The sequence below is a fragment of the Paraburkholderia sp. SECH2 genome (assembly GCF_030464795.1).
Taxonomy (GTDB): Bacteria; Pseudomonadota; Gammaproteobacteria; order Burkholderiales; family Burkholderiaceae; genus Paraburkholderia; species Paraburkholderia aspalathi.
Window position 1 is genome coordinate 119575 of sequence record NZ_JALPRH010000021.1, and the last position, 25022, is coordinate 144596.

Genomic DNA, 25022 nt, shown 5'->3' on the forward strand with positions numbered 1-25022 from the left:
GGTTTCGGTGCGAATGCACCGAAACCTTGCCGGCTGGTGCCTGGTTAGTTACCGGCTTTCTCAAAGCGGCGCAGCAACTCGTCGCCACGCGACACCGACGAATCGAGTGCCTGTTGCGGCGTCTTCTTGTCCGCCCAAACCTGTTCGAGTTCCTCGTCGATCACGGTGCGGATCTGCGGCATGTTGCCCAGACGCAAGCCCTTCGTGTACGGCAGGGGCGGTTTATTAAGCATCTGCTTGATCGCGGTATCGCTGCCCGGATTCTTCTCGTAGAAGCCTTGCTGCTGGGTCAACTGATACGCGGCGGTCGTGACCGGCAGGTAGCCGGTGTCCTGATGCCACTTCGCGGCAACCGGCGCCGACGACAGATAAGACATGAACTTCGCCACGCCCTTGTACACCGCCGGATCTTTACCCGACAGCACCCACAGGCTCGCCCCGCCGATGATCGCGTTCTGCGGCGCGCCCTTCACGCTGGCGTCGTACGGCATCATGCCGGTGCCAAAATTAAACTTCGCGTACTTCTTGATCGTGGCAAGCGAGCCCGACGAGTTCGTGATGATCCCGCAGTCACCGCTATAGAACTTCGACACCGGTTCGTCCTTGCGGCCGACGTACGTGAAGGTGCCTTCCTTCTGCATGTTCTGCAGGAACTGGATGTGCGCGACTTGCAGCGGCTTGTTGAATTCCAACTGCGCGTCGGCGCCGTCGAACCCGTTGTTCTTCGACGCGAATGGCGCGCCATGCCAGGCGCTATAGTTTTCGAGCTGAATCCAGCTCTGCCAGCCCGACGAATAACCGCACGCCATGCCCGATGCCTTCAGCTTCTGTGCGTCCACCTGCAATTCGGCCCAGGTCTTCGGCGGCTGATTCGGATCGAGTCCGGCTTTCTTGAACGCGTCCTTGTTGTAGTACAACACCGGCGTCGAGCTGTTGAACGGCATCGAGATCAGTTCGCCGGTCTTGGAGTCGCTGTAATAGCTGGCGATGGTCGGCACGAAGGCCTTTTCGTCGAGCGGTACGCCCGCTTGCTTGAACACTTCCGAGACCGGAATCACGGCTTTCTTCGCCTGCATCATTGTCGCGGTGCCGACTTCGTACACCTGCAGAATGGCCGGCGCGTTGCCGCTGCGATAAGCCGCGATGCCGGCGGCGAGCGTCTGGTCGTAGCTGCCCTTGAACACCGGTACGATCTTGTAGTCGCTTTGCGACGCGTTGAACGCGTTGGCGATGTCGTTCAGACGCTCGCCGAGAGCGGCTTCCATGGCGTGCCAGAACTGGATTTCAGTGGCGGCTTGGGCTGCCTGGCTAATGCCGAAGCTCAATACGGCGGCAACGGAAAGTGAACGGAATAACGGCTTGCAACGCATCGATTTGATCTCCTTTGTCGACCGGAGTTAGCGCTTTAGCGCTTACTCCGGTCCCATGCAATTGATTGCTGACGGAACGGGCGCGGATGGGAATCGCGCGATTCTATTTGTGTTCGATGACAGTCCGGAGTCAGCTGCCAGGCGGAGGCCCGCCTTTGAGAGGCGCCGACTGCCGCAATTTAACATCGGCTGTCACGAAACGGAAACATGCACGGTTGATCAGCGTGCTTATTAATCAGGATTCCAGATGCAGAGTTCAGTACGATTGGCGGTTTTCGGCTCGATGGCGAGTCTCATCCTGCTCGCGGGATGTGCGCTGACGCGCACCACGACGAATGACGGGCCGTCGACGGTGACCTCGTTGCCGAAGGTCATCGCGCATCGCGGCGGCACGGGCGACGCGCCCGAAAACACGCTCGAAGCGATTCGCCTGTCGATCGCCCATCATGCCGACGCAATGTGGCTCACGGTTCAGTTGAGCAAGGACGGCGTGCCGGTGTTGTACCGGCCGGCCGATCTGTCGGCGTTGACCGATACGAAGGGGCCGGTGTCCGCCTTCACGGCGGCAGAACTCGCGCGTGTGAACGCCGGCTGGAGTTTTCGCCGCGGCGCCACATATCCCTATCGCGATCACCCGCTCGGTATTCCGACGCTGCGCGAAGCGTTGCGCACCATCCCGCCGGCCATGCCGATCATCCTGGATATGAAAGCACTGCCGGCTGCACCCCAGGCTCAGGCGGTGGCGCAAGTGCTCACCGAAGAAAGCGCGTGGTCGCGCGTGACGATTTATTCGACCGAGGCGGACTATCAACAGAGCTTTGCGGCCTATTCGCAGGCCAGACTGTTCGAGTCGCGGGACACGACGCGGGCGCGGCTTGTGCGCGTACTGCTCAACCAGGGCTGTGTGGACGCACCGGCTGAACACACCGCCGCAGCATTCGAATTGCACCGGCAGATGACGGTGGTGGAAAAATTCACGCTCGGCGAGGGGCGCTCGGAAGTGCAGGCAAGCTTGTGGACGCCCGCGACGGTCGCGTGTTTCCGGCGGAAGCCCGACGTGCGGATCGTCGCGATCGCGGTGAACGACGCGGACGATTATCGGGCGGCGGCGTGTCTGGGGATCGATGCGGTGCTGGTCGATTCGCCGCTGCAAATGGCGGCGGTCAAGGCAAATATGGCTACGCCGCTGCGGTGTGAGGCGCGGAAGGGCGCGCAGAGCGGGCAATAAAAAAGCCCGCATTTCGCGGGCCTTCTTCTTCCAGTATGGCGGCGCTCAGCCTTTCGCTGATCGCCGTCTGACGCCGAGGCGAAGCCTCAAACGTTGAACAGGAAGTTCATCACGTCGCCGTCGTGGACGACGTATTCCTTGCCTTCCGCGCGCATCTTGCCGGCTTCCTTCGCACCTTGTTCACCCTTGTAGGTGATGTAGTCGTTGAAGGCGATCGTCTGCGCGCGAATGAAGCCGCGCTCGAAGTCGGTGTGGATCGCGCCCGCTGCCTGCGGTGCGGTATCGCCGATATGGATCGTCCACGCGCGCACTTCCTTCACGCCGGCCGTGAAGTAGGTTTGCAGGCCCAGCAACTTGAAAGCCGCACGAATCACGCGGTTCAGGCCCGGCTCGTCCATGCCCATGTCCTGGAGAAACACTTCCATGTCCGCTTCTTCGAGGTCGGCGATCTCCGCTTCGATCGCTGCGCACACGGCGACGACCGGCGCGCCTTCGGCGGCAGCGAACTTCGTGACTGCGTCGAGGTGCGGATTGTTCTCGAAACCGTCGTCCTTCACGTTGGCGACGTACATGGTCGGCTTGGCGGTGATCAGGCAGAACGGCTTGAGCGTGGCCTTTTCTTCATCCGACAGGTCGAGCGCGCGGACCGGCTTGGCCTGATCGAGCTGGGCTCGCACCTTTTCCAGCACCGCGGCGTTCTTGATGGCCTCCTTGTCGTTACCCGACTTGGCCGCCTTCGAATAGCGCGACAGCGCTTTTTCGACGGTCGCGAGGTCGGCCAGCGCCAACTCGGTGTTGATCACTTCGATATCCGACAGCGGATCGACCTTGTTCGCGACGTGAATCACGTTTTCGTCTTCGAAGCAGCGCACCACGTGCGTGATCGCATCGGTTTCGCGAATGTTCGCGAGGAACTGGTTGCCCAGGCCTTCGCCCTTGCTCGCACCGGCCACGAGACCGGCGATGTCAACGAATTCCACCACCGCCGGCAGGATGCGCTCCGGCTTGACGATTTCGGCGAGCGCCTTCAGACGCGCGTCCGGTACTTCGACGATGCCGACGTTCGGCTCGATCGTGCAGAACGGATAGTTTTCGGCGGCAATGCCCGCCTTGGTCAGCGCGTTGAACAGGGTGGACTTGCCGACGTTAGGCAGGCCGACGATGCCGCATTTGAGGCTCATGGAAATCCTTCAGTGAATCAGTAAGTTGCGTGATGCGCTCGACGCTGTGTGCAGGATTCGGAAAGCCTTCGCGTTTGGCGGGGCGAAGCGAGTGCAGCGGAGCGGGACAAGACACCAGATCGGGGCGTTGCCTCGACGATTCTGGGCGAGTTTTGTCACGGAAAGCGCAATTGTAACCCGTTCGGATGGGGTTCTTGATCTGCCAGCGGTAGAGCGGGGCGCTCGATCCGTCCCCCGCAACCCCCGCGGCTATAATGCGCGGATGAACGCACACCACCAGACCTTTGATGCCGCCGTGATCGGCGGCGGGCTCGTCGGCAAGACCGCGGCGCTGGCGCTGACGCAAGGCGGACTGCGCGTGGCGCTGCTCGCGCAACCCTGCGCGGCGCTGGCGGCTGGCTCCACTTTCGACTCGCGGGTCTACGCACTGTCGTCGAGTTCGCAGGCTCTGCTGGAGCGGTTGCGGGTCTGGCAGGCGCTCGATCTGTCCAAGCTCGGGCCCGTCTACGACATGCGCGTCTATGGCGATGCGCACGCCGAACTCCACTTTTCCGCGTTTCAGGCGTCCGTGCCGCAATTGGCGTGGATCGTCGAGTCGTCCGTGATCGAGCGTGCGCTGGATGCCGCGCTGCGTTTCCAGCCGAATCTCACCTGGATCGACACGCGCGCACAGGCGCTGGACTTTACCGCCGACGGCGCAAGCGTCGGTCTTGCCAACGGCAACGTGCTCGAGGCCGATCTGGTGGTCGGCGCGGACGGTGCGCATTCGTGGGTGCGCGCGCAGATCGGCTCGAAAATGGATCGGCGCGACTATAAGCAAACCGGCGTGGTCGCGAATTTCAAGGCCGAAAAGCCGCACAGCGAAACCGCCTATCAATGGTTCAGGGACGGCGAAATCATCGCGCTGCTGCCGATGCCGGACGGCCACGTGTCCCTGGTCTGGTCGGCGCGCACCGAGCACGCCGAGCAACTGCTTGCGCTCGACCCAGCGCAACTCGCCGCCGAAGTGGAACGCGTGACGGGCGAGCAGTTCGGCGCGCTGGAATGCGTGACGCCCGCGCAAGGCTTCCCGCTGGCACTCCAAACCGTCGATAAGCTCGTGGCGCCGCACGTCGCGCTGGTTGGCGACGCCGCGCATCTGATTCACCCGTTGGCGGGCCAGGGCATGAACCTCGGTTTGCGCGATGTCGCGGCGCTTGCCGAAACGGTTGCCGGGAAGGAAGCGTTCCGTGATCTCGGCGACATGGTGCTGCTGCGCCGCTACGAACGCGCCCGCCGCGAGGACATCCGCGCGCTGATGATCGCCACCGACGGCCTGCAAAAACTCTTCTCGGCGCCCGGTCCATTTGCCAAGGTGCTGCGCAATACCGGCATGGCGTTTGTCGGCGCGCAGCCGTTCATCAAGCGCTGGCTGGTATCGGCCGCGCTCGGCTAATGGGGTAATGCGCCCGAGGCGGCATACGCGGCCGGCGAGACGGGTATCATGAACGGATGGACGCCATTCTGGTCAGACCAGAAACGCCCCAAAAAAACGCGCCTCACGCGCGATTGAACTCCAGGAATTCAGCATGAAAAAATCCTTCCGCGTCGCGGCCGCCGTGCTCGCGATCGCTGCCGTCGCAATCGGCTGCTCCGCACAGGCCGACCAGGCCACCGACAAGCTCAAAGCCACCCTGCAAACGCGTCTGACTGACGTGACGATCAAGAGCGTGACGAAGTCGCCGATTGCCGGCATCTATGAAGTGAATCTCGGCACGCAGATCATCTATAGCGATGCGAACGGTGATTACCTCATGCTCGGTGATCTGGTCGACGCGAAGACCCGCAAGAATCTGACGGAAGCGCGTCTGGCTGAGACCAACCGGATCGACTTCGCGAGCCTGCCGTTCGCGAACGCGGTGAAGGTCGTAAAGGGCAACGGCGCGCGCAAGATCGCCGTGTTCTCCGATCCGAACTGCCCGTACTGCAAGCAGCTCGAGACCTCGCTCAAGTCGATCGATAACGTCACGGTCTATACCTTCCTGTACCCGGTGCTGTCGCCGGACTCGACAGCCAAGTCGAAGTCGATCTGGTGCTCGACCGACCGCGCGAAGGCATGGGAATCGTGGATGCAGGATCATCAGGCGCCTACGGCAGCCGGCACCTGCGACACCGCCGCGATCGACAAGAACCTGGCGCTCGGCCGCGCGATGAACGTCGACGGTACGCCGACCGTGTTCCTCGCCGACGGCCGCCGCCTGCCCGGCGCCGTGCCGGCCGACCGGCTGGACAAGGAAATGTCCGCCGTGCACTGAGCACGCGGCATCAGTCGAAGAAAGGAGGCGCGCAGTGCGCCTCCTTTCACATCAAGCCCGAACCTCCCCGCCAGAACACTTCTAGTCGCCGCCGATGAAGCCGATCCGCTACACCATCGTTCCGAAGCAACCCGCCGCCCACCTGTTCGAAGTCACCGTGACCGTCGCCGATCCCGATCCGGCCGGCCAGCGTTTTATGCTGCCGGTGTGGATTCCGGGCAGCTATATGGTGCGCGAGTTCGCGCGCAATATCGTCACGTTGCGGGCCACCAATGAAGCGGGCCGTAAGGTGCGCGTCGAAAAGACCGACAAGCACACGTGGCAGGCCGCGCCGGTCAAAGGCGCGTTGACGCTGCGCTACGAGGTGTATGCATGGGATCTGTCGGTGCGCGCCGCGCATCTGGACGACACGATGGGCTTTTTCAACGGCACCAGCGTATTTCTGTCGCCGCTCGGTCACGAAGACGCACAGTGCCTGGTCGATATCCAGAAGCCGGAAGGCGCGGCGTATCGTGATTGGCGTGTCGCCACTGCTTTGCCGGAGGCACGGGGCACGAAGCGTTATGGCTTCGGCGAATATCGCGCGCATAACTACGATGAGTTGATCGATCATCCGGTGACGTTGGGCGAATTCGCACTTGCGACCTTCAAGGCGCACGGTGTGCCGCACGACATCGTGATCGCGGGTCGCGTGATCGGCCTCGATATGGCTCGTCTGTCCGCCGATCTGAAGCGTATCTGCGAAACGCAGATCGCGCTGTTCGAGCCGAAGTCGAAGAAAGCGCCGATGGATCGCTACGTGTTCATGACGCAGGCCGTCACCGATGGTTATGGCGGACTGGAGCATCGCGCCTCGACGGCGTTGATCTGCAACCGCGGCGATCTGCCGGTGGAAGGGCGCGACGCGCCCAGCGAGGGCTACCGGACCTACCTCGGACTGTGCAGCCACGAATACTTTCACACCTGGAACGTGAAGCGCATCAAGCCGGCTGTGTTCGCGCCGTACGACCTGAGCGTCGAAAACTACACGTCGCTGCTGTGGCTGTTCGAAGGCTTCACCTCTTACTACGACGATCTGATCCTGGTGCGCAGCGGCCTGATTTCGCAAGACGACTATTTCGGCCTGCTCGGCAAAGTTGTTGGTGGCGTGCAGCGCGGCAGCGGCCGTCTTAAGCAGACGGTGGCCGAGAGCTCGTTCGACGCCTGGGTCAAATACTATCGGCAGGACGAAAATGCGCCGAACGCGATCGTCAGCTATTACACCAAGGGCTCGCTCGTCGCGCTTGCATTCGATCTGACGATTCGTGCGCAGACTGACAACCGCAAATCGCTCGACGACGTGATGCGTCTGCTATGGCAGCGCTTTGGGCGCGACTTCTACCGCGGCAAGCCCGTTGGTGTCGAAGAAAGCGAAGTCGAGGCGATTTTTGCTGAAGCGACCGGCGTGCAGCTGGGCGAGTTGTTCGCCGAAGCCGTCCACGGTACACGCGATCTGCCTCTCGACTCGTTGCTGGTACCTTTTGGCGTCACGCTTGCTCCCGAACTCGAGAAGAATGGCAAGCCGTCGCTCGGCGCGCGCGTGCGGGGCGGGGCGGATTGCACGCTGGCGGCCGTTCACGACGGCAGCGCGGCGCAAAAAGCCGGCCTCTCGGCGGGCGATGTGCTGATCGCACTCGACGGTCTGCGCGTCACCGGCTCGAATCTTGATTCGCTGCTGTCGCGCTATCTGCCGGGCGCGAAGGTCGAAGTCCACGCCTTCCGCCGCGACGAGCTGCGCATCGCGCAAGTCAAGCTGGACGGGCCGGACGTGGCGCGCTACAAGCTGACCGTCACCGATAAACGGCCGGTCACGCGCAAGGCGCGGGAGCGTTGGCTGGCAAGCTGATCGTAATCCGGACAGCCCTTAATCGGTGGTTCAGGGCGGGGGATTGTTCTACTGGTGCAACAATCCTTCGCTGCCGGATGGCTTTTTCCCGGGCAGGTAAAAAATCACAATGGCTCCACTCGCGCAAAACTGCGCGCCCCTACTGGAGTCAACCATGACCACGATCCTGCAAATTAACTCGGCAGCCCGCTCGCAAGGCGCGAACTCGACGCTTCTCGTCAACGAGCTGACCGCAAAGCTGCAACAATCGAATTCGGGCGCGCAAGTCGTCGTCCGTAACCTGCAAGCTGAACCGCTGCCGCACCTGGACGACGCCGTCCTCGGCGCGTTCTTCACGCCGGCTGACCAGCGCACGCCGGAACAAGCCGCGATCGCTGCACGCAGCGAAGCGCTGATCGCCGAACTGCAAGCCGCCGACATCATCGTGATCGGCGCACCGATGTACAACTTCGGCATCTCGTCGCAACTGAAGACGTACTTCGACTTCATCGCACGCGCCGGCATCACGTTCCAATATACGGCGAACGGTCCGGAAGGTCTCGTGAAGGGTAAGAAGGTCCACGTGGTTTCGGCACGCGGCGGCAAGTATCTGGGCACGCCGAACGACAGCCAAACGCCGTACCTGAAGAGCTTCCTCGGCTTCCTCGGCATGACCGATGTGAACTTCATCTACGCCGAAGGCCTGAACATGGGCCCGGACGCTGCTACCGCCGCATTGGCTGGCGCGCGTGAAGCGATCGCTGCTGCGTAAGGTTTGAGGTTTGTCCCGCGCGGCGTGATCGCGGCGCGGTGGAATGAAAAACGCCACGGGGTGTGAATGCCGTGGCGTTTTTGTTTTTGCGGTAGTGGTCTTGGGTGGCCGGTGTCGGAGTGCTTCGCGCGACGGGCGTTAGGCCAGCATCTGCGCTTCGTCGGGCAAGCGCCAGTCGATCGGTTCACGGCCGTGCTTCACGAGATAGTCGTTAGCCGACGCAAAGTGTCCGCAGCCGAGAAAGCCGCGATGCGCCGACAGCGGCGAGGGATGCGGCGCTTCCAGCACGTAATGCGACTTGCCGCCGAGCAGCGCGCGTTTGGCTTGCGCATGCGCGCCCCACAGCATGAACACGAGGCCGTCATGGCGCATGGCCAGTTCGTGGATCAGCGTATCGGTACATTTCTCCCAGCCGCGTTTCGCGTGACTAGCGGCCGAATCGCGCTCGACGGTCAGCACCGTGTTCAATAGCAGCACGCCCTGTTTGGCCCATGTATCGAGGCAGCCATGACGCGGCGGCTCGTGGCCGAGGCTCGCGGCGATCTCCTTGAAGATGTTGCGCAGCGACGGCGGCGTGCGTACGTTCGGCGCGACTGAAAACGCCAGTCCGTGTGCTTGCGGCGTGCCGCGGTCTTCACCGTGATACGGATCCTGGCCGAGGATCACGACTTTGACTTCGTCGGGGCTGGTGAGACGCAGAGCGCGGAAGACGTCGGCGGGATAAACGGTTTTGCCGGCCGCGCGCTCACCGTCGACGAAACGGCACAAGGGCGCGTAGGCGTCGCTTTCGATGAACGGTTTGAGGTGTGCGCGCCAGGCCGGGGGCAGGGCGGCAAATTGGGCTTCAAGCGTTGGCGGCAGTTGGTCGACGGCGGGCGGTGTCTTCGGCTGCGCGTTTGCGCCGGCCGGCGTGGCAGAGGCGTCGCCGAACAACGAGGCTTGCGACGAATTGGAGCGGGTGCGGGAAGCTGAGGTCATGGCGGGGAAGTGTCGCAGCAAACGTGCTGTTGCTCAAGATGCCCGCAACTGATACCCGCGTTGTGCCTTGCTAATGTTGTCCGGTGCAAGGCCGGCGACCTGTTTGCCGAGTTCGCTCGCGAGCGTGTTGAGTGCGGCTTCGTCGCCGGACTTCAGTTCGAGTTCGACTTCTGAGATCGGCGCGCGGCGGGTTTCACCGTTCACTTCGGCAAGCACATTGCCTTGGTCGATCGCGGCTTCGACTTTCGAGCCATCCAGTTCGACATTCCACAGCATTCGCGTGAAATTCGTGCGGAACAGTTCGATCAGTTCAGACGCCGCCTGGCGCAAGGCCTCGGCGGCAGCGGGTTCGTCGCATGCGTGCAGCAAGGCGTCGATTTCGAGCTTCTCACCCGCCACCGGCATTTCCCACTCGTGCCGGCTATGCAGTCCATCCTTCGCGTTACCCACGGTCTTGAACGTTTGCAGCCAGCCGTCCGGCGTATGCCGCAGACGCAGCGCGCTTTTCGACGTAGCCAGCGCAAGCCCCGGCGTATCGAAGTAGATATTCGCCAATTCGATTGGGCGACCCTCTTTGCCAGTGCGTGCGACGAACCACTTTGTCGCCGCTTCCACCTGGCTCACCGGCAGCGCCAGCTTGATTTCACGTTCCATGCCCATCGTGTGCTCCGCTGCGTTCGCTGAATGTGAAACTTGCGCTTAGAAAAACATACGCGCAAGTTCCACACCCGGCTCTTCCGCGCGCATGAACGCCTCGCCGACGAGAAACGTATGCACGTCCATCGCCCGCAGACGTTCGACATCCTGACGCGACAGAATGCCCGACTCCGTGACGACGATGCGGTCGTCCGGAATCGATTCGAGCATGCCGATGGTCGTCTCGATCGATGTTTCGAAGGTGCGCAGGTTGCGGTTGTTGATGCCGATCAGCGGCGTCTTCAACGTCAGCGATTCCATCAGCTCATTGTGGTCATGCACTTCGACCAGCACTGCGAGGCCTAACGAATGCGCGAGCGCTTCGAGGTCCTGCATCTGCGAGGTTTCCAGCGCGGCCGCGATCAGCAGGATCGCGTCGGCACCCATCGCACGGGCTTCGACGATCTGGTACGGATCCACGATGAAGTCCTTGCGCAGCACCGGCAGGCTGCAGGCGGCGCGCGCCTCCTCGAGATATGCCACGCTGCCCTGGAAGAACTGGACGTCGGTGAGTACGGACAAGCAGGCCGCACCGTGCTTCTCATACGAACGCGCGATTTCGGCGGGGACGAAGTTTTCGCGCAGCACGCCTTTCGACGGGCTTGCCTTCTTCACTTCGGAGATCACCGCGGCCAGGCCGGCCGCATGTTTCGCGCGCAATGCGCCGACGAAATCGCGGATGTCGCGCGAGGATGCTTCGAGGCGCAGCTCTTCGAGCGGCGCGCTCTGTTCAGCCGCGCGGACTTCTTCGCGTTTGACCGAGATGATGCGGTCGAGGATGTCGCTCATGAGTGTCTCGCTACGTAATTACTGCTTGAATTGCTGGGTGAAGCGGACCAGGTCGTCGACCTTCGCGCGTGCCTTGCCGCTCGCGATCGCTTCGCGGGCCAACTGGATGCCGTCCGCAATCGACGCCGCCACGTTCGCCGAATAGAGCGCCGTGCCCGCGTTCAGCGTGACGATTTCACGCGCAACGCCCGGCTTGTTGTCGAGCGCTTCGAGCAGCATCAGTTTGGACTCGGCGGCGTCGGCTACTTTCAGCGTACGGTTCGACACCATCTGCATGCCGAAGTCTTCCGGGTGAATTTCGTACTCGTGGATCTGGCCGTCGCGCAGCTCGCCGACTTGCGTCGCCGCGCCGAGCGAAACCTCGTCCATGCCGTCCATACCGTACACCACCAGCACGTGCTTCGCGCCGAGACGCTGCATCACGCGCACCTGAATACCGACGAGGTCCCCATGGAACACGCCCATCAGTTGATTCGGCGCGCCGGCCGGATTGGTCAGTGGCCCAAGAATATTGAAGATGGTCCGCACGCCGAGTTCGCGCCGCACCGGCGCGATGTTCTTCATGGCCGGATGATGGTTCGGCGCGAACATGAAACCCATGCCGGTTTCCGCAATCGACGCCGCCACCTGTTCCGGTTGCAGATCGATGTTCACGCCGAGTGCTTCGAGCACGTCCGCGCTGCCTGACTTGCTCGACACGCCGCGGCCGCCGTGCTTCGCGACTTTAGCGCCCGCCGCAGCCGAGACGAACATCGTCGCCGTGGAAATATTGAAGGTGTGCGAGCCGTCGCCGCCGGTGCCGACGATATCGACGAAGTTTGAGTTGTCCTGCACCTCGACGTGCCGGGCAAATTCACGCATCACCGTGGCGGCGGCGGTGATTTCGCCGATGGTCTCTTTTTTGACGCGCAAGCCGGTAATGATCGCCGCCGACATCACGGGCGATAGTTCGCCGCGCATGATGAGCCGCATCAGATGCAGCATTTCGTCGTGGAAAATTTCGCGGTGCTCGATCGTGCGTTGCAGCGCTTCCTGGGGCGTAATCGACATGATTTCGTCTCTCTTTATCAAGCGGTGCGGTGAGCGGTCTTCGACTGCTTCACGAAGTTTTCGAGCAAGGCGTGACCGTGTTCGGACAGGATCGATTCCGGATGGAACTGCACGCCTTCAACGGCCAGTTCCTTGTGACGCACGCCCATGATTTCGCCGTCTTCGGTCCATGCCGACACTTCGAGGCAGTCAGGCAGCGATTCGCGTTCGATCGCGAGCGAGTGATAACGCGTCACGACGAAATGCTTCGGCAGATCAGCGAATACGCCTTTGCAGTCGGTTTCGATCGTGCTGACCTTGCCGTGCATGATGGTTTGCGCGCGCACTACGCGGCCGCCGAATGCTTCGCCGATCGCCTGATGGCCGAGGCATACGCCGAGAATTGGCGTCTTGCCGGCGAATTCGCGCAGCACGTCAAGGGTGATGCCGGCATGTTGCGGGTTGCTCGGGCCGGGCGACAGGCAAATGCGCTCCGGATTGAGCTTCGCAATTTCGTCAAGCGTGATTTCGTCGTTCCGATAGGTGCGCACGTCTTCGCCGAGTTCGCCGAAGTACTGCACCAGGTTGTAGGTGAACGAGTCGTAGTTGTCGATCATAAGCAGCATGGTGTGTCTCCGGTCAGAAGTCGCTATCGAGGCCGTCTTGAACCTGCTCGGCGGCGCGCAGCACGGCGCGCGCCTTGTTCTCGGTCTCTTGCCATTCGGATTCCGGCACCGAATCCGCGACTACACCCGCTGCCGCCTGCACATACAGATTGCCGTTTGCGATCACGCCGGTGCGGATCGTGATCGCAAGATCCATTTCGCCGGTGAACGACAGATAGCCGACGGCGCCGCCGTAGAGGCCGCGTTTCACCGGTTCCAGTTCGTCGATCAATTCCATCGCGCGAACCTTCGGCGCGCCGGACAACGTGCCGGCCGGGAAGGTGGCGCGCAACACGTCGAAGTTGGTGGTGCCGGGCTTCAGCTTCCCTTCGACCGAGCTCACGATGTGCTGCACGTGCGAGTACTTCTCGATCACCATCTGATCGGTGACGACCACCGAACCGATCTGCGAAATACGGCCCACGTCGTTACGCGCGAGGTCGATCAGCATCACGTGTTCGGCGATTTCCTTCGGATCGTTCAGCAGTTCGGTGGCGAGCTCTGCGTCGCGTTCCGGTGTGTTGCCGCGTGGACGGGTGCCGGCGAGCGGCCGGATCGTCACGATGCGATCTTCGCCACGCTTTTCCTGACGCACCAGAATTTCGGGCGATGCGCCGACTACGTGGAAGTCGCCGAAGTTGTAGAAGTACATATAGGGCGACGGATTCAGCGAGCGCAGCGCGCGATACAGCGACAGCGGATTGTCGCGGTATGGCTTGATCAGACGCTGGCCGACCTGCACCTGCATCAACTCGCCGGCGGCGATGTATTCCTTCGCCTGGCGCACGGCGGCGAGGTAATCGTCTTTGGCGAACTCGCGGTAGGTCTCGGTGCGCACGCTGGCCGACGTGACCGGCGGCTGCACGGTCGTGCGCAAACGCTGACGCAATTCACGCAGACGCTGCTTGGCTTTGGTGTACGCCTCAGGCTGCGTCGGATCGGAGTACACCACCAGGTAGAGCTTGCCCGCGAGGTTGTCGATCACCGCGACTTCTTCGGTGAGCAGCAACTGAATGTCCGGCAGATTCAGATCGTCTTTCGGTGCGGTGTGCGCGAGCTTTTTCTCGATGTAGCGCACCGCGTCGTAGCCGAAGTAGCCCGCGAGGCCGCCAGCGAAACGCGGCAAACCGGGGCGCTGCGCCACTTTGAAGCGGCCCTGGAATTGCTGGATGAACTCGAGCGGATCGCCCTCGTGCGTTTCGACGACTTTGCCGTCGCGTACGACTTCCGATACGCCGTTGCGGGTGCGCAGCAGCGTGCGCGCCGGCAATCCGATGAACGAATAGCGGCCAAAACGCTCACCGCCCACCACCGATTCCAGCAGGAACGAGTTAGCGCCGTTGCGTTCACTCTGCGCAAGCTTCAGGTACAGCGAGAGCGGCGTTTCGAGGTCGGCGAGCGCTTCGGCGATCAGCGGAATGCGGTTGAAACCCTCGTTGGCGAGGGACTGGAATTCGAGTTCGGTCATGTTCCGATCCTGTACGTACGTCAGACGGCACTATGCGTCGGACAAAGCGGGGCGCTACGCAGCCGGTCAGGCGTTCGTTCGACGTTTCGACACGATGATACCGACCGGCGCGAGTTTCCCATCGACGCATGCAAGGGATTTCAGCGCACAGATGTACTTTGCGGGTACACGAACGCCAAATCAACCGATGCAGCGAAACAAGGTGATGGAAAAAACGCGTGAGCGCAGCGAAGTAAAAAACGGTTGCCGAAGACGAGCTTCAGCGTACCTCAGGCGAGGTTAGCGCGACCAGCGACGCCAGGGCCAGGCTCCCCGGTCGATGCTAATCAGACTCCGTTTTTTATTCAGAAACATGAGGATGAGGGACTTTTCAGGTCGTGGAATGGTGCGCTGCGATAGCCTTGGCGGCATCGAGCAGCGAGGCAACTATACCATCGGATTTTATTTCTTGTACAGACCGGCCGTGGTTGTAGCCGTACGGCAGCGTCAGCGTCGCCATGCCTGCCGCGCGGCCTGCCAGCGCATCGTTTTCCGAATCGCCGATGGCGACCGTGGTTTCCGGTGTGACACCTAGCTGCGCTGCGGCGGTGATCATCGGCAGCGGATCAGGCTTCTTTTTCGGCAGGCTGTCGCCGCCGAGCACGACGCTGAAATACTGGCTGAGCCCGTATTGCTCCAGCAATTCGACCGCGAACCGGTGCGGCTTGTTGGTGACGCACGCGAGTTTGAGGCCGGCATCGCGCATGGCGCTGAGGCCGGCTTCGACCTCGGGGTACAGCCGCGTGTGCACGCCGTTGATTTTGGCGTACTCCTCCTGATAGATCGCGAGCGCCTCGTCGAAACGGTCCTGTGCGTGGTCCGTTTCGAAGCGCTCGGCCAGCACGCGGCGAATCAGATTCTCCGAGCCCTTGCCGATGTAGCCGACCACTTCCTCGCGCGAGGTTTCCGTCGCGTCGAGTTGCGCAAGCATGCCGTTCAGGCCGGCGGTGAAATCGTCTGCGGTATCGATCATCGTGCCGTCGAGGTCGATGATCGCGGCTTGCAGGCGCGGGCCGGTGAAGGTCGGGACAGGGAACGGAGTCGTCATTTCTCGTGCGGGATATCAGTGCTCGATGTTGGCGAGTGCGGCGCGCATCTTGTCGATCACCGCCTTGTGATCCGGCGCACCGAAGATCGCCGAGCCTGCCACGAACGTGTCCGCGCCAGCCGCGGCGATTTCGGCGATGTTGTCGACCTTCACGCCGCCGTCCACTTCGAGGTGAATCTCGCGGCCGGTCTTTTCCTTGTAGGCATCGATCCGCTTGCGCGCTTCGCGCAGTTTGACGAGCGCCTCAGGAATGAACGATTGACCGCCGAAGCCCGGATTCACCGACATGATCAGCACCAGATCGACCTTGTCCATCACGTAGTCCAGATGGTTCAGCGATGTGGCCGGATTGAACACGAGGCCGGCCTTGCAACCGTGGTCGCGAATCAGCGACAGCGTGCGGTCGATGTGATCCGAGCCTTCCGGGTGAAAGCTGATCAGGTTCGCGCCGGCCTTGGCGAAGTCCGGCACGATGCGGTCGACCGGGCGCACCATCAGGTGCACGTCGATCGGGACGTCCACGTGCGGGCGGATCGCTTCGCAGACGAGCGGGCCGATTGTCAAGTTCGGCACATAATGGTTGTCCATCACGTCGAAGTGAATCCAGTCGGCGCCGGCGGCGACAACGTTGCGGACTTCCTCGCCAAGGCGGGCGAAATCGGCGGACAGAATGCTGGGGGCAATGCGGAATTGCGTCATGGCGGGGGCGGATGCAAGCGGGAAAACACCATTTTACCGGTTTGTACGCTTCCGAACCGGCTTGGGGGCGAGTTGAGGCCGGCACCGACAACGCATGGCGAAAGTGACAAAACGCCTTAGCGGCCCTTGGCCAAAGGGATTTGTCCGGTTGCGGGCATGCCGCGCATCAAGCAGAATGCCAAACCATAGGCGCCGCTTCGCCAATGTGCCCGCAAACCATTGGCGTTCGGGGCTTCCCGCGATTTTTCACACTCCGTTTCACCAGACCGGAATCAGGATGAGCCAGTACGAATTCAGCGTCTCGGCGCAGGTGCAGTTTCTGCCCGAAGAGTCGGACCCGGAGCGCCGCCAGTATGCGTTTGCATACACGCTGACCATCCGTAACAGCGGTCAGGTGCCCGCGCAGTTGATTGCGCGTCACTGGGTGATCACCGACAGCGAAAACAATGTTCAGGAAGTGAAAGGCCTGGGCGTGGTCGGGCATCAGCCGCTGCTCAAACCGGGCGAGCACTTCGAATATACGAGTTGGGCCGTGATCGCCACGCCCGTTGGCACTATGCGTGGCGACTATTTCTGCGTTGCTGAGGACGGCGAGCGCTTCGACGCACCTGTACCAGAGTTCATTCTGCGGATGCCGCGTACTTTGCATTGAACCGAGAGCGCGGCTCGCGGTCTTTAAAAAGCTTTACAGCGCAGCTTTACTGGGATTTTTGCTGCTTTTGCTGTTCATCGGTGGCGGCGCTGGCGGCCTTCTTCTTGCCGGACGACGTCCAGACAACGATAAAGACGAGCAGGAAGAGCGCGAGGAGCGATTCCAGCGCGAAGATGAGCATCGGGTATTCGTCGAACAGATCAGACATGGCGGTTTCCATCAAGAACGAACATTGTATGCGTTTTGTCCGCACGGCCGGAGCATGGCTCGGCGCGCTTTCGGTGGCGGTAATGCTGGCTTCCTGCGGAGGCGGCGGTGCAGTGCGGCCTTCGGTTTCGCCGCCCACGGGTGCCGCGATCATACCCGGGCAGATCGCCGCGACGCGGCTGACAGCCGTGGCCTGGCAGCAGGTGCCAGGGTGGCAGGACGATTCCCTGATCGGCGCGACGGCCGCATTGCGGCAAAACTGCCTGAGGCTTGCGCGTCAACCCAACTGGGCCCGCGCATGCGCGGCGGCTTCGCAGATCGACGATCTGGACGTCACCAGTGCACGGGCATTTTTCGAGGCGTATTTCACGCCTTTCCAGTTAGCCAATAACGACGGCACGCTCGATGGCCTCGTCACCGGCTACTACGAGCCGTTGCTGCGCGGTTCGCGCACGCGGCATGGTGTGTATCAGACGGCGCTGTATCGCTGGCCTTCCGGTTATCGCGCGGGTGCGCCGCTGCCGGCGCGTGCGCAACTCGAGCGTGCGGGCGTGCTCAACGGCAATGAACTCGTGTGGGTCGACGATCCGATCGAAGCGTTCTTCCTGCAGGTGCAAGGCTCCGGGCGCGTCGTGATGGAAGACGGCAGCGTGATGCGGGTCGGATTTGGCGGCACGAACAATCAACCGTACAAGTCGATTGGACGGTGGCTGCTCGATCGCGGTGAACTGACGCCGGCGCAGGCGACCATGCAAGGCATCAAGGCATGGGCGCGCGCGAATCCGGCGCGGGTCGACGCATTGCTCGATACCAATCCGCGCTTCGTGTTCTTCCGCGAGATGCCGTCCGGCGAGAGTGCGCCGAGCGGCGGTGCGGATGGTCCGATCGGTGCATTGGGCGTGCCGTTGACGCCGGAGCGATCGATCGCGGTGGATCCGACTTCGATTCCGCTAGGTACGCCGGTGTTCTTGCAGACCACGCGACCGTTGACGAACTCGCCGATGAACCGCCTCGTCTTTGCGCAGGACACGGGGTCCGCGATCAAAGGCGGCGTGCGCGCGGACTACTTCTGGGGTCTCGGCGACGACGCCGGCGATCTGGCCGGCAAGATGAAGCAGGGCGGCCGGATGTGGTTGTTGTTGCCGAATTCGTGAGGGTTTGGCGGCGGGCGGCGGGGTTTTCCTGATCGCTGGTTTCTGGCTTCTGGTTTGATAACGGCGCTGACACCGGTCAGCCCCGTTATCAAGCATCAACCTTCGGCGCTTCGCTTAAAGCCCCGACTTCCGTTTGTCTACCACACGCCGTGCCTTGCCCACCGAACGCTCGATACCGTTCACACCCAGCACGTTCACGATGGCGCTGACGCCGATCAGTGCCTTGATGTCGTAGGTCAACGCCTGTTTTGCCGTGGTCAACGCGGCAGTATCCGGCGCTGATTCCGGGCAAGGCTCGACGTTCAACGTCAATACATCGAGCGGGCCTTCCTTCGTCAGCACGATTTGATAGTGCGGCGCGAGGGCGTGTTGCTTGAGTAGCAATTCTTCGATCTGCGTCGGGAACACGTTGACGCCGCGCACGATCATCATGTCGTCCGAGCGGCCCGTGATCTTTTCCATGCGGCGCATGGTACGTGCGCTGCCTGGCAGGAGGCGGGTCAGATCGCGCGTTCGGTAACGGATGATTGGCAGCGCTTCCTTGGTCAACGACGTGAATACCAGCTCGCCGAGCTCACCGTCCGGCAGCACTTCGCCAGTCTCGGGATCAATGATCTCGGGGTAGAAATGGTCTTCCCAGATGGTCGGGCCATCTTTGGTCTCGACGCATTCCGAAGCGACACCAGGTCCCATCACTTCAGACAGACCGTAGATATCCACAGCGTCGATGCCCATGCGCTTTTCGATCGCCTGACGCATGTCATTGGTCCATGGTTCCGCACCGAAGATGCCGAGGCGCAGCGAGCAATTCGCCGGATCGATGCCTTGCCGTTCAAGTTCGTCGGCGATCGACAGCATATAGCTCGGCGTCACCATGATGATGTCGGGCCGGAAGTCCTGAATCAGTTGCACCTGCTTTTCAGTCTGACCGCCGCCGAACGGGATCACCGTCAGCCCGGCGCGCTCCGCGCCGTAGTGTGCGCCGAGGCCGCCTGTGAACAAACCGTAGCCGTAACTCACGTGAACTTTGTCGCCGCGCTTCGCCCCCGCGGCACGGATCGAACGTGCGACGAGATTCGCCCACGTATCGATATCGCGCGCCGTGTAGCCAACGACCGTCGGCTTGCCCGTTGTTCCAGACGACGCGTGGATCCGCGAGATCTGTTCCTGCGGCACTGCGAACATGCCGAAAGGGTAGCTGTCGCGCAGATCCTTCTTGGTGGTGAACGGGAAGCGCGCGAGGTCCGCGAGAGTCTTCACTTCGCTCGGGTGAACGCCGGCTTCATCGAATTTTTGCCGATACACCGGCGAATTTTCATAAGCGTGGTTCAGCGACCATTTGAGCCGTTCGAGTTGGAGCGCGGCGAGTTCGTCGCGGCTGGCTGTCTCGATGGGATCGAGCGGAAGGGCGGTGGTCATCGAATGTCTCCTTGCTGCCTCAATGCTTGGGTCTGGGGTGCGGTGCGCTCGCGCGCAAAAACCGGGGACTCGCTGCTATCTACTATCTATATAGGTGCTGGCAATAGGTCGCGAACGTGTCGCGGCTGTGCCGTTCAATCTGCTGTTCAATCGCCGGTAGGAATCAGGTTGCCTTTGATCTGTGCCGATTTGCCGCGAAACATCGCCACGGTCTCCTCTGCGCGATTCGTGACGCGAATATCGTAAATGCCGGTGCGGCCGCTCAAGGTTTGCTCGACCGCTTCGGCAGTCAACACGTCGCCGCCTTTCACCGGCCGCAGGAACTCGATCGAGCAACCCGCTGCGACGGTGTTGATGTTGTACGTGTTGCAAGCGAAAGCGAATGTCGAATCAGCGAGCGTGAAAATCAGGCCGCCGTGGCAAATCTGATGGCCGTTGAGGAAGTCGTCGCGCACGGCCATGCGCAGGCGCGCGTATCCTGGGCGCACTTCTACGATTTCGAGACCGAGCGCACGGCTGCACGCGTCGTTTTCGTACATGGCGGCCGCGGTTGCGCGAGCGAGTTCGTCAGGTGTCATTTGAGCGGGGTGGTTCGGTTGCGCGGACATATCAGCGACCCTCGAAGCGCGGTGCGCGTTTTTCCACGAACGCTTGCACGCCTTCCGCGTAATCGTGCGAAGCACCGAGTTCGCGTTGCAGATCGCGTTCGAGATCGAGTTGCTGATCCAGCGTTTGCGTCGCCCCGGCGCGCATTGCCTGCTTGATCGCAGCGATAGCGCGCGTGGGCTGCTGCGCCAGTTGGGCCGCGAGCTTGCTTGCCGTGGCGGCTAGCTCGGTGTCGTCAACCGCTTGCCAGATCAGCCCCCAGCTTTCGGCTTTCTCCGCGCTCAGTTTGTCGCCGGTGATGGCGAGACCCAAGGCGCGGGCCATACCGACGCGTTGCGGCAGGAACCACGTGCCGCCCGAGTCCGGCACCAGACCGATCTTCACGAAGGCCTGAATGAAGCTGGCCGAACGAGCGGCAAGCACGAGATCGCAAGCCAGTGCGAGATTGGCGCCGGCACCGGCGGCCGTGCCGTTGACCGCGGCAATCACGGGCAACGGCAGTGCCTGCAGGCGGCGAATCAACGGATTGAAATGCGCGTTGATCAGTTCGCCCAGATCGGTCATTGCGCCTGGCGTGAAGTCGAGATCCGCGAGATCCTGTCCTGCGCAGAAGCCGCGGCCCGCGCCGGTCAGCACGAGCGCGCGCGCGCCGGACGCCTCGACCTGGCCGAGTGCGTCGCTCAATTCCTGGTGCATCGCGCGGGTAAAGCTGTTGAGCTTGTCCGGGCGGTTCAGCGTGATGGTCGCCACGCGGCTCGATGTATCGATGTCGAGGCGAATCGCTTCATATGACATTGGGTGTCTCCTCAAAGTCTCTTTGATCGGCGGTGCAATGGGCGGCGGCGTTAGTGTCAGAGCCGCTCGATTACCAATGCAATGCCTTGGCCTACGCCGATACACATCGTGCAAAGCGCAAAGCGGCCGTTGATTCGTTCCAACTGATAAAGCGCGGTAGTGATCAAGCGCGCGCCGGAAGCGCCGAGCGGGTGGCCGAGCGCAATCGCTCCACCGTTCGGATTGACACGCGGATCGTCGTCGCGCAAGCCGAGCGTGCGCAAGACCGCCAGTCCTTGCGACGCGAAGGCTTCGTTCAACTCGATCACGTCGAATTGCTCGAGTGTCATGTTCAGTTGCTTCAACAGCTTTTGCGTGGCCGGCGCCGGGCCGATACCCATAATGCGCGGCTCCACGCCTGCCGTTGCCATGCCCACCACGCGTGCGCGGCGACGCAATCCGTATTGATCGGCAGCTTCCTGATTTGCGAGCAACAGTGCACACGCACCGTCGTTCACACCCGATGCATTGCCGGCGGTTACGCTGCCGTCGGGACGAACCACGCCCTTGAGCTTGCCCAGGCTTTCGAGCGACGTTTCGCGCGGATGCTCGTCGAGCGTCACGCGTACGGGGTCGCCTTTCTTCTGCGCAATTTCAACGCCGACGATTTCCTGAGCGAGCGTGCCGTCGCGCTGTGCGCGAGATGCTTTTTGCTGACTCGCCAGAGCAAAGGCGTCCTGATCGGCGCGGCTTATGCCGAACTCGATGGCCACGTTTTCCGCGGTCTCCGGCATCGAATCGACGCCGTATTGACGCTTCATCAACGGATTGATGAAACGCCAGCCGATGGTCGTGTCGTAAATATCGGCCTGCCGTGAAAATGCACTGGTGGCCTTGCCCATTACGAACGGCGCGCGCGTCATGCTTTCGACGCCGCCTGCAATCATCAGCCGCGCTTCGCCGGCCTTGATGGCGCGCGCTGCGGTACCGACCGCGTCCATACCCGAGCCGCACAGACGGTTGATGGTTGTGCCCGACGCAGCCGTGGGTAAGCCGGCCAACAAAGCCGCCATGCGAGCCACGTTACGGTTGTCGTCACCGGCCTGATTGGCACAGCCATAGATCACGTCGTCGAGTGCCTGCCAGTCGACACCGGCATTGCGCTCGATCAACGCCCTGATCGGTACTGCGCCGAGGTCGTCGGCACGGACATCCTTCAGGGCGCCGCCGTAGCGGCCGATTGGGGTGCGAATCGCGTCGCAAATGAAGGCGTCGTTCATGTGGATTCCTGCTGGGCCGGATTAGCGGGACTTGCCAATCCGATGTCTCATGTTAGTTGGGGTGCACGGCTCGGTCCATTCGGCCAAACGGCATAGGGCGAAAGCCGTGCTTTTGTCTTATGCCATTCAGCCAGCTACCGCCGGCGCCGCTTTCGGTTCAACATGAACGCGACTTTGAACGACGCGGAAGCGGTTTGCGACAAAGGCTGCGTCGGCCAGCGCGGCATTTGCCGCCGGGTTTGCGCCCGTGCCGTGGAAGTCGGAGAAGGCCGCCGATTGATTGACGAATACGCCGCCCGTCAAATTGATTGAGAGTGCTACGCCGCCGCGGATCGATGCTTCATGCGCTTCGTTGAGTACGGCCTCGTCCGTGCTGTAGACCGACAGCGTCAGTGCTCCGTGCTCGGCAGCGATTGCGCCGGCAAGGTCGAGCGACTGCGCGGTCGACTCCGTCGCGATCACGAAGGAGATCGGGCCGAACCATTCTTTGGTGAACTGCGCGTGGTCGGTGGCGGCGTCCAGTTGGAGCACGAGCGGTGTTCGCACACGGGCGCCGGCAAAGGCCCGATGTTCCAGCGATTGGCTTTCTACTAGAACGCGGCCGAGCTTGCAGGCTTCCTCGATGCGCTGGGTGACACCTTCGTTCTGGATCGCGCCAAGCAGTTCAACGGCGCGAGCCGGGTCGGCGACCAGTTTTTGCACGGCGCCGGCGATAGCCTGAGCGACTTCGTCGAAGCCGAGCGTGCCCTCAGCGGTGCGGATGCCGTTGCGCGGCACATAGATGTTTTGCGGCGCGGTGCACATTTGTCCCGAGTACAGCGCCAGCGAGAAGGCGATATTGCGAGCGGCGGCTTTGATGTCGTCGACCGAGTCGATCACGATCTGGTTGACGCCGGCTTTTTCGGTGTAGACCTGAGCCTGGTGTGCATTGCGCTCGAGCCAGGTGCCGTTTTGAGTGCTGCCCGTGAAATCGATCAACTTGATTTCAGGGCGCAGAGCGAGGTCCTGGACCAGCGCGCCATCGTTCGGTTCGGTGGCCAGCAGCGTAACAACGTTCGGATCGAATCCGGCTTCGCGCAGCACATCGCGTGCGATGCGTACAGTCAGCGCGAGGGGCAGAATCGCGCCCGGGTGCGGTTTGACGATGACCGTGTTGCCGGTGGCCAGATCAGCAAAGAGGCCCGGATAGCCGTTCCATGTCGGGAAGGTGCAGCAGCCGAGCACGAGGCCGGTGCCGCGCGGCACGACCGTGTAGCGCTTGTGCATTGCAAGCGGCGGATTTTTGCCTTGCGGCTTTTCCCAGTGAGCGTCGGCGGGAATGCGGCGCAGTTGGTCCCACGCGTACACGACCGCTTCGAGGGCACGGTCTTGCGCATGCGGGCCGCCAGCCTGGAAGGCCATCATGAATGCCTGGCCGGTCGTGTGCATCACGCTGTAGCCGATTTCGAAGCTGGCGCGATTCACTCGCGCGAGGATTTCGAGGCACACACCGATCCACGCCTGCGGGCCGGCCGCGCGCCAATCGCGCTGTGCCACGGCGGCTGCGGCGATCAACGCATCAGGATCGGCCTTCGGATAGCGCACGCCGAGCGGGAAGCCGAACGGCGAGACTTCAGCGCCGACGGTTTCTCCGGTCGATGGCTGGTCCAGTTCGAACGTCTTGTTCAGAAGCGCTTTGAATGCGGCTTCGCCGTCTGCGCTTGCTGTTTCCCCGTACACTTTCGGACTGGGCATCTCGACGAACGGGCTCCAGTAGCCGCGCGTTTCAACCGCGGTGAGTGCCTTTTGCAGCGTGTCTTCGTGCTTGGTGAATAGCGGATGTGTCATGGCAGAGGGGCTTGGCTGTACGTTGGGGAAAGCCTGTCGAATAATTGACCGACCGGTTGGTTGGCTAATGGTAGCATTACTGAGACGGCTGCGCGAAGCGTTTTTTGCGCACCATTAAGCATAAGGAGGCGGCATGGCTTACGAGAACATTCTGGTTGAGACGCGTGGACGGGTGGGTTTGGTCACATTGAATCGCCCGAAGGCGTTGAACGCACTGAACGACGCGTTGATGGACGAATTGGGCGCGGCGCTACGGGAGTTCGATGCCGACGACGCGATTGGTGCGATCGTGGTGACGGGCAGCGAGAAAGCGTTCGCCGCTGGAGCCGACATCGGGATGATGGCGACCTATACCTATATGGACGTCTACAAAGGCGACTACATCACCCGCAACTGGGAAACGGTGCGCTCGATCCGCAAGCCGATTATCGCTGCGGTGGCGGGCTTCGCGCTTGGTGGCGGTTGCGAGCTGGCGATGATGTGCGACATCATTCTCGCCGCCGACACTGCGAAGTTCGGTCAGCCGGAAATCAAGCTGGGCATCATGCCGGGTGCCGGCGGCACACAGCGGCTTCCGCGCGCAGTCTCCAAGGCGAAAGCGATGGATCTCTGCTTGACCGCCCGCTTCATGGACGCTGCCGAGGCCGAGCGTGCCGGATTGGTCTCGCGGGTGATTCCCGCGGCTTCGCTGCTTGACGAGGCGGTGGCTGCGGCCGCGACCATCGCTGAATTCCCGTTGCCGGCGGTGATGATGATCAAGGAATCGGTTAACCGCGCATACGAAACGACGCTCGCAGAGGGCGTGCATTTCGAGCGACGCCTCTTCCATTCGCTCTTCGCTACGGAAGATCAGAAGGAAGGGATGGCCGCGTTCGTTGAGAAGCGCAAACCGGTTTTCAAGCATCGTTAATACGCTTGTCAAAATAACGCTTGCAAGGGGCCGTGCGGCTCGCTAGAATCTCGCTCTTTCGTGCTTCGGACAC

Annotated in this window: 24 protein-coding genes; 8 read left to right on the top strand and 16 right to left on the bottom strand. The window is 62.0% G+C overall.

Annotated elements, in window-relative coordinates:
• Nucleotides 1–44: 44 nt before the first annotated feature.
• A complete protein-coding gene (gene ugpB, locus M0D66_RS28260) occupies nt 45–1370 on the bottom strand; it encodes a sn-glycerol-3-phosphate ABC transporter substrate-binding protein UgpB (protein ID WP_266212286.1) in 1326 nt (441 codons plus the stop codon).
• Nucleotides 1371–1653: 283 nt separating this feature from the next.
• On the opposite strand from ugpB, the gene M0D66_RS28265 reads away from it, so the two are divergent.
• Nucleotides 1654–2598, top strand: a complete 945-nt coding sequence (locus tag M0D66_RS28265) for a glycerophosphodiester phosphodiesterase family protein (RefSeq protein WP_266212294.1) — start codon at nt 1654–1656, stop codon at nt 2596–2598.
• 86 nt (nt 2599–2684) lie between these two features.
• On the opposite strand, the gene ychF is transcribed toward M0D66_RS28265, so the two are convergent.
• On the bottom strand, nt 2685–3779 hold the full coding sequence (gene ychF / locus M0D66_RS28270) for a redox-regulated ATPase YchF (RefSeq protein ID WP_054036679.1): 1095 nt from the start codon (nt 3777–3779) through the stop codon (nt 2685–2687).
• 262 nt (nt 3780–4041) lie between these two features.
• On the opposite strand from ychF, the gene M0D66_RS28275 reads away from it, so the two are divergent.
• The 4 genes from M0D66_RS28275 to M0D66_RS28290 all read left to right on the top strand — a co-directional run bounded on the left by M0D66_RS28275 (nt 4042) and on the right by M0D66_RS28290 (nt 8709).
• Nucleotides 4042–5214 carry a UbiH/UbiF family hydroxylase gene (locus tag M0D66_RS28275; RefSeq protein WP_256455972.1) on the top strand — a complete coding sequence of 391 codons (1173 nt, stop codon included), beginning with the start codon at nt 4042–4044 and terminating at the stop codon, nt 5212–5214.
• Nucleotides 5215–5347: 133 nt separating this feature from the next.
• Nucleotides 5348–6073 (top strand): DsbC family protein, encoded by a 726-nt coding sequence (locus M0D66_RS28280; RefSeq protein ID WP_266212287.1) that lies wholly within the window; start codon nt 5348–5350, stop codon nt 6071–6073.
• Between the two features lie 94 nt (nt 6074–6167).
• Nucleotides 6168–7958: a M61 family metallopeptidase gene (locus tag M0D66_RS28285; protein WP_266212288.1), complete on the top strand. Its 1791-nt coding sequence runs from the start codon at nt 6168–6170 to the stop codon at nt 7956–7958.
• Nucleotides 7959–8112: 154 nt separating this feature from the next.
• Nucleotides 8113–8709 (top strand): FMN-dependent NADH-azoreductase, encoded by a 597-nt coding sequence (locus M0D66_RS28290; protein ID WP_054036687.1) that lies wholly within the window; start codon nt 8113–8115, stop codon nt 8707–8709.
• Between the two features lie 138 nt (nt 8710–8847).
• Here M0D66_RS28290 and M0D66_RS28295 read toward each other — a convergent pair whose 3' ends face one another.
• The 8 genes from M0D66_RS28295 to rpe all read right to left on the bottom strand — a co-directional run bounded on the left by M0D66_RS28295 (nt 8848) and on the right by rpe (nt 16120).
• Nucleotides 8848–9687: a uracil-DNA glycosylase gene (locus M0D66_RS28295; protein ID WP_266212289.1), complete on the bottom strand. Its 840-nt coding sequence runs from the start codon at nt 9685–9687 to the stop codon at nt 8848–8850.
• A 33-nt stretch (nt 9688–9720) separates the two neighbouring features.
• On the bottom strand, nt 9721–10347 hold the full coding sequence (locus M0D66_RS28300) for a CYTH domain-containing protein (protein WP_266212290.1): 627 nt from the start codon (nt 10345–10347) through the stop codon (nt 9721–9723).
• Between the two features lie 39 nt (nt 10348–10386).
• On the bottom strand, nt 10387–11172 hold the full coding sequence (gene trpC / locus M0D66_RS28305; protein ID WP_093643542.1) for an indole-3-glycerol phosphate synthase TrpC: 786 nt from the start codon (nt 11170–11172) through the stop codon (nt 10387–10389).
• 18 nt (nt 11173–11190) lie between these two features.
• The gene (trpD, locus tag M0D66_RS28310) at nt 11191–12222 is read right to left on the bottom strand and encodes an anthranilate phosphoribosyltransferase (protein ID WP_054036695.1); all 1032 of its coding nucleotides are present in this window, start codon (nt 12220–12222) and stop codon (nt 11191–11193) included.
• Nucleotides 12223–12239: 17 nt separating this feature from the next.
• On the bottom strand, nt 12240–12827 hold the full coding sequence (locus M0D66_RS28315; RefSeq protein ID WP_054036698.1) for an aminodeoxychorismate/anthranilate synthase component II: 588 nt from the start codon (nt 12825–12827) through the stop codon (nt 12240–12242).
• A gap of 13 nt (nt 12828–12840) precedes the next feature.
• The gene (trpE, locus tag M0D66_RS28320; protein ID WP_054036746.1) at nt 12841–14334 is read right to left on the bottom strand and encodes an anthranilate synthase component I; all 1494 of its coding nucleotides are present in this window, start codon (nt 14332–14334) and stop codon (nt 12841–12843) included.
• A 370-nt stretch (nt 14335–14704) separates the two neighbouring features.
• On the bottom strand, nt 14705–15421 hold the full coding sequence (locus tag M0D66_RS28325) for a phosphoglycolate phosphatase (RefSeq protein ID WP_266212291.1): 717 nt from the start codon (nt 15419–15421) through the stop codon (nt 14705–14707).
• 15 nt (nt 15422–15436) lie between these two features.
• Nucleotides 15437–16120, bottom strand: coding sequence for a ribulose-phosphate 3-epimerase (gene rpe, locus M0D66_RS28330; protein WP_028199698.1), 684 nt, complete (start codon nt 16118–16120; stop codon nt 15437–15439).
• A gap of 277 nt (nt 16121–16397) precedes the next feature.
• Here rpe and apaG point away from each other — a divergent pair, with 277 nt between their 5' ends.
• Nucleotides 16398–16772: a Co2+/Mg2+ efflux protein ApaG gene (apaG, locus tag M0D66_RS28335; RefSeq protein WP_054036748.1), complete on the top strand. Its 375-nt coding sequence runs from the start codon at nt 16398–16400 to the stop codon at nt 16770–16772.
• A gap of 46 nt (nt 16773–16818) precedes the next feature.
• On the opposite strand, the gene M0D66_RS28340 is transcribed toward apaG, so the two are convergent.
• Nucleotides 16819–16980: a hypothetical protein gene (locus M0D66_RS28340; protein ID WP_167378499.1), complete on the bottom strand. Its 162-nt coding sequence runs from the start codon at nt 16978–16980 to the stop codon at nt 16819–16821.
• Nucleotides 16981–17008: 28 nt separating this feature from the next.
• On the opposite strand from M0D66_RS28340, the gene M0D66_RS28345 reads away from it, so the two are divergent.
• Nucleotides 17009–18133: a murein transglycosylase A gene (locus M0D66_RS28345; protein ID WP_093643550.1), complete on the top strand. Its 1125-nt coding sequence runs from the start codon at nt 17009–17011 to the stop codon at nt 18131–18133.
• Nucleotides 18134–18247: 114 nt separating this feature from the next.
• Here M0D66_RS28345 and paaK read toward each other — a convergent pair whose 3' ends face one another.
• The 5 genes from paaK to paaN all read right to left on the bottom strand — a co-directional run bounded on the left by paaK (nt 18248) and on the right by paaN (nt 24039).
• Nucleotides 18248–19552 (bottom strand): phenylacetate--CoA ligase PaaK, encoded by a 1305-nt coding sequence (gene paaK / locus M0D66_RS28350; RefSeq protein ID WP_093643552.1) that lies wholly within the window; start codon nt 19550–19552, stop codon nt 18248–18250.
• 146 nt (nt 19553–19698) lie between these two features.
• Nucleotides 19699–20160: a hydroxyphenylacetyl-CoA thioesterase PaaI gene (paaI, locus tag M0D66_RS28355; RefSeq protein ID WP_054036751.1), complete on the bottom strand. Its 462-nt coding sequence runs from the start codon at nt 20158–20160 to the stop codon at nt 19699–19701.
• A 1-nt stretch (nt 20161) separates the two neighbouring features.
• Nucleotides 20162–20953: a 2-(1,2-epoxy-1,2-dihydrophenyl)acetyl-CoA isomerase PaaG gene (gene paaG / locus M0D66_RS28360; protein WP_256455978.1), complete on the bottom strand. Its 792-nt coding sequence runs from the start codon at nt 20951–20953 to the stop codon at nt 20162–20164.
• Between the two features lie 56 nt (nt 20954–21009).
• Nucleotides 21010–22212 (bottom strand): 3-oxoadipyl-CoA thiolase, encoded by a 1203-nt coding sequence (gene pcaF, locus M0D66_RS28365; RefSeq protein ID WP_256455979.1) that lies wholly within the window; start codon nt 22210–22212, stop codon nt 21010–21012.
• A 126-nt stretch (nt 22213–22338) separates the two neighbouring features.
• The gene (gene paaN / locus M0D66_RS28370) at nt 22339–24039 is read right to left on the bottom strand and encodes a phenylacetic acid degradation protein PaaN (protein WP_093643559.1); all 1701 of its coding nucleotides are present in this window, start codon (nt 24037–24039) and stop codon (nt 22339–22341) included.
• A 133-nt stretch (nt 24040–24172) separates the two neighbouring features.
• Here paaN and M0D66_RS28375 point away from each other — a divergent pair, with 133 nt between their 5' ends.
• Nucleotides 24173–24949 (top strand): enoyl-CoA hydratase, encoded by a 777-nt coding sequence (locus M0D66_RS28375; protein WP_093643561.1) that lies wholly within the window; start codon nt 24173–24175, stop codon nt 24947–24949.
• Nucleotides 24950–25022 lie beyond the last annotated feature (73 nt).

Coding starts and splice junctions, on each gene's coding strand:
- ugpB (WP_266212286.1), bottom strand. CDS start 1,370: ATGCGTTGCAAGCCGTTATTCCGTTCACTTTCCGTTGCCGCCGTATTG.
- M0D66_RS28265 (WP_266212294.1), top strand. CDS start 1,654: ATGGCGAGTCTCATCCTGCTCGCGGGATGTGCGCTGACGCGCACCACG.
- ychF (WP_054036679.1), bottom strand. CDS start 3,779: ATGAGCCTCAAATGCGGCATCGTCGGCCTGCCTAACGTCGGCAAGTCC.
- M0D66_RS28275 (WP_256455972.1), top strand. CDS start 4,042: ATGAACGCACACCACCAGACCTTTGATGCCGCCGTGATCGGCGGCGGG.
- M0D66_RS28280 (WP_266212287.1), top strand. CDS start 5,348: ATGAAAAAATCCTTCCGCGTCGCGGCCGCCGTGCTCGCGATCGCTGCC.
- M0D66_RS28285 (WP_266212288.1), top strand. CDS start 6,168: ATGAAGCCGATCCGCTACACCATCGTTCCGAAGCAACCCGCCGCCCAC.
- M0D66_RS28290 (WP_054036687.1), top strand. CDS start 8,113: ATGACCACGATCCTGCAAATTAACTCGGCAGCCCGCTCGCAAGGCGCG.
- M0D66_RS28295 (WP_266212289.1), bottom strand. CDS start 9,687: ATGACCTCAGCTTCCCGCACCCGCTCCAATTCGTCGCAAGCCTCGTTG.
- M0D66_RS28300 (WP_266212290.1), bottom strand. CDS start 10,347: ATGGGCATGGAACGTGAAATCAAGCTGGCGCTGCCGGTGAGCCAGGTG.
- trpC (WP_093643542.1), bottom strand. CDS start 11,172: ATGAGCGACATCCTCGACCGCATCATCTCGGTCAAACGCGAAGAAGTC.
- trpD (WP_054036695.1), bottom strand. CDS start 12,222: ATGTCGATTACGCCCCAGGAAGCGCTGCAACGCACGATCGAGCACCGC.
- M0D66_RS28315 (WP_054036698.1), bottom strand. CDS start 12,827: ATGCTGCTTATGATCGACAACTACGACTCGTTCACCTACAACCTGGTG.
- trpE (WP_054036746.1), bottom strand. CDS start 14,334: ATGACCGAACTCGAATTCCAGTCCCTCGCCAACGAGGGTTTCAACCGC.
- M0D66_RS28325 (WP_266212291.1), bottom strand. CDS start 15,421: ATGACGACTCCGTTCCCTGTCCCGACCTTCACCGGCCCGCGCCTGCAA.
- rpe (WP_028199698.1), bottom strand. CDS start 16,120: ATGACGCAATTCCGCATTGCCCCCAGCATTCTGTCCGCCGATTTCGCC.
- apaG (WP_054036748.1), top strand. CDS start 16,398: ATGAGCCAGTACGAATTCAGCGTCTCGGCGCAGGTGCAGTTTCTGCCC.
- M0D66_RS28340 (WP_167378499.1), bottom strand. CDS start 16,980: ATGTCTGATCTGTTCGACGAATACCCGATGCTCATCTTCGCGCTGGAA.
- M0D66_RS28345 (WP_093643550.1), top strand. CDS start 17,009: ATGCGTTTTGTCCGCACGGCCGGAGCATGGCTCGGCGCGCTTTCGGTG.
- paaK (WP_093643552.1), bottom strand. CDS start 19,552: ATGACCACCGCCCTTCCGCTCGATCCCATCGAGACAGCCAGCCGCGAC.
- paaI (WP_054036751.1), bottom strand. CDS start 20,160: ATGTCCGCGCAACCGAACCACCCCGCTCAAATGACACCTGACGAACTC.
- paaG (WP_256455978.1), bottom strand. CDS start 20,953: ATGTCATATGAAGCGATTCGCCTCGACATCGATACATCGAGCCGCGTG.
- pcaF (WP_256455979.1), bottom strand. CDS start 22,212: ATGAACGACGCCTTCATTTGCGACGCGATTCGCACCCCAATCGGCCGC.
- paaN (WP_093643559.1), bottom strand. CDS start 24,039: ATGACACATCCGCTATTCACCAAGCACGAAGACACGCTGCAAAAGGCA.
- M0D66_RS28375 (WP_093643561.1), top strand. CDS start 24,173: ATGGCTTACGAGAACATTCTGGTTGAGACGCGTGGACGGGTGGGTTTG.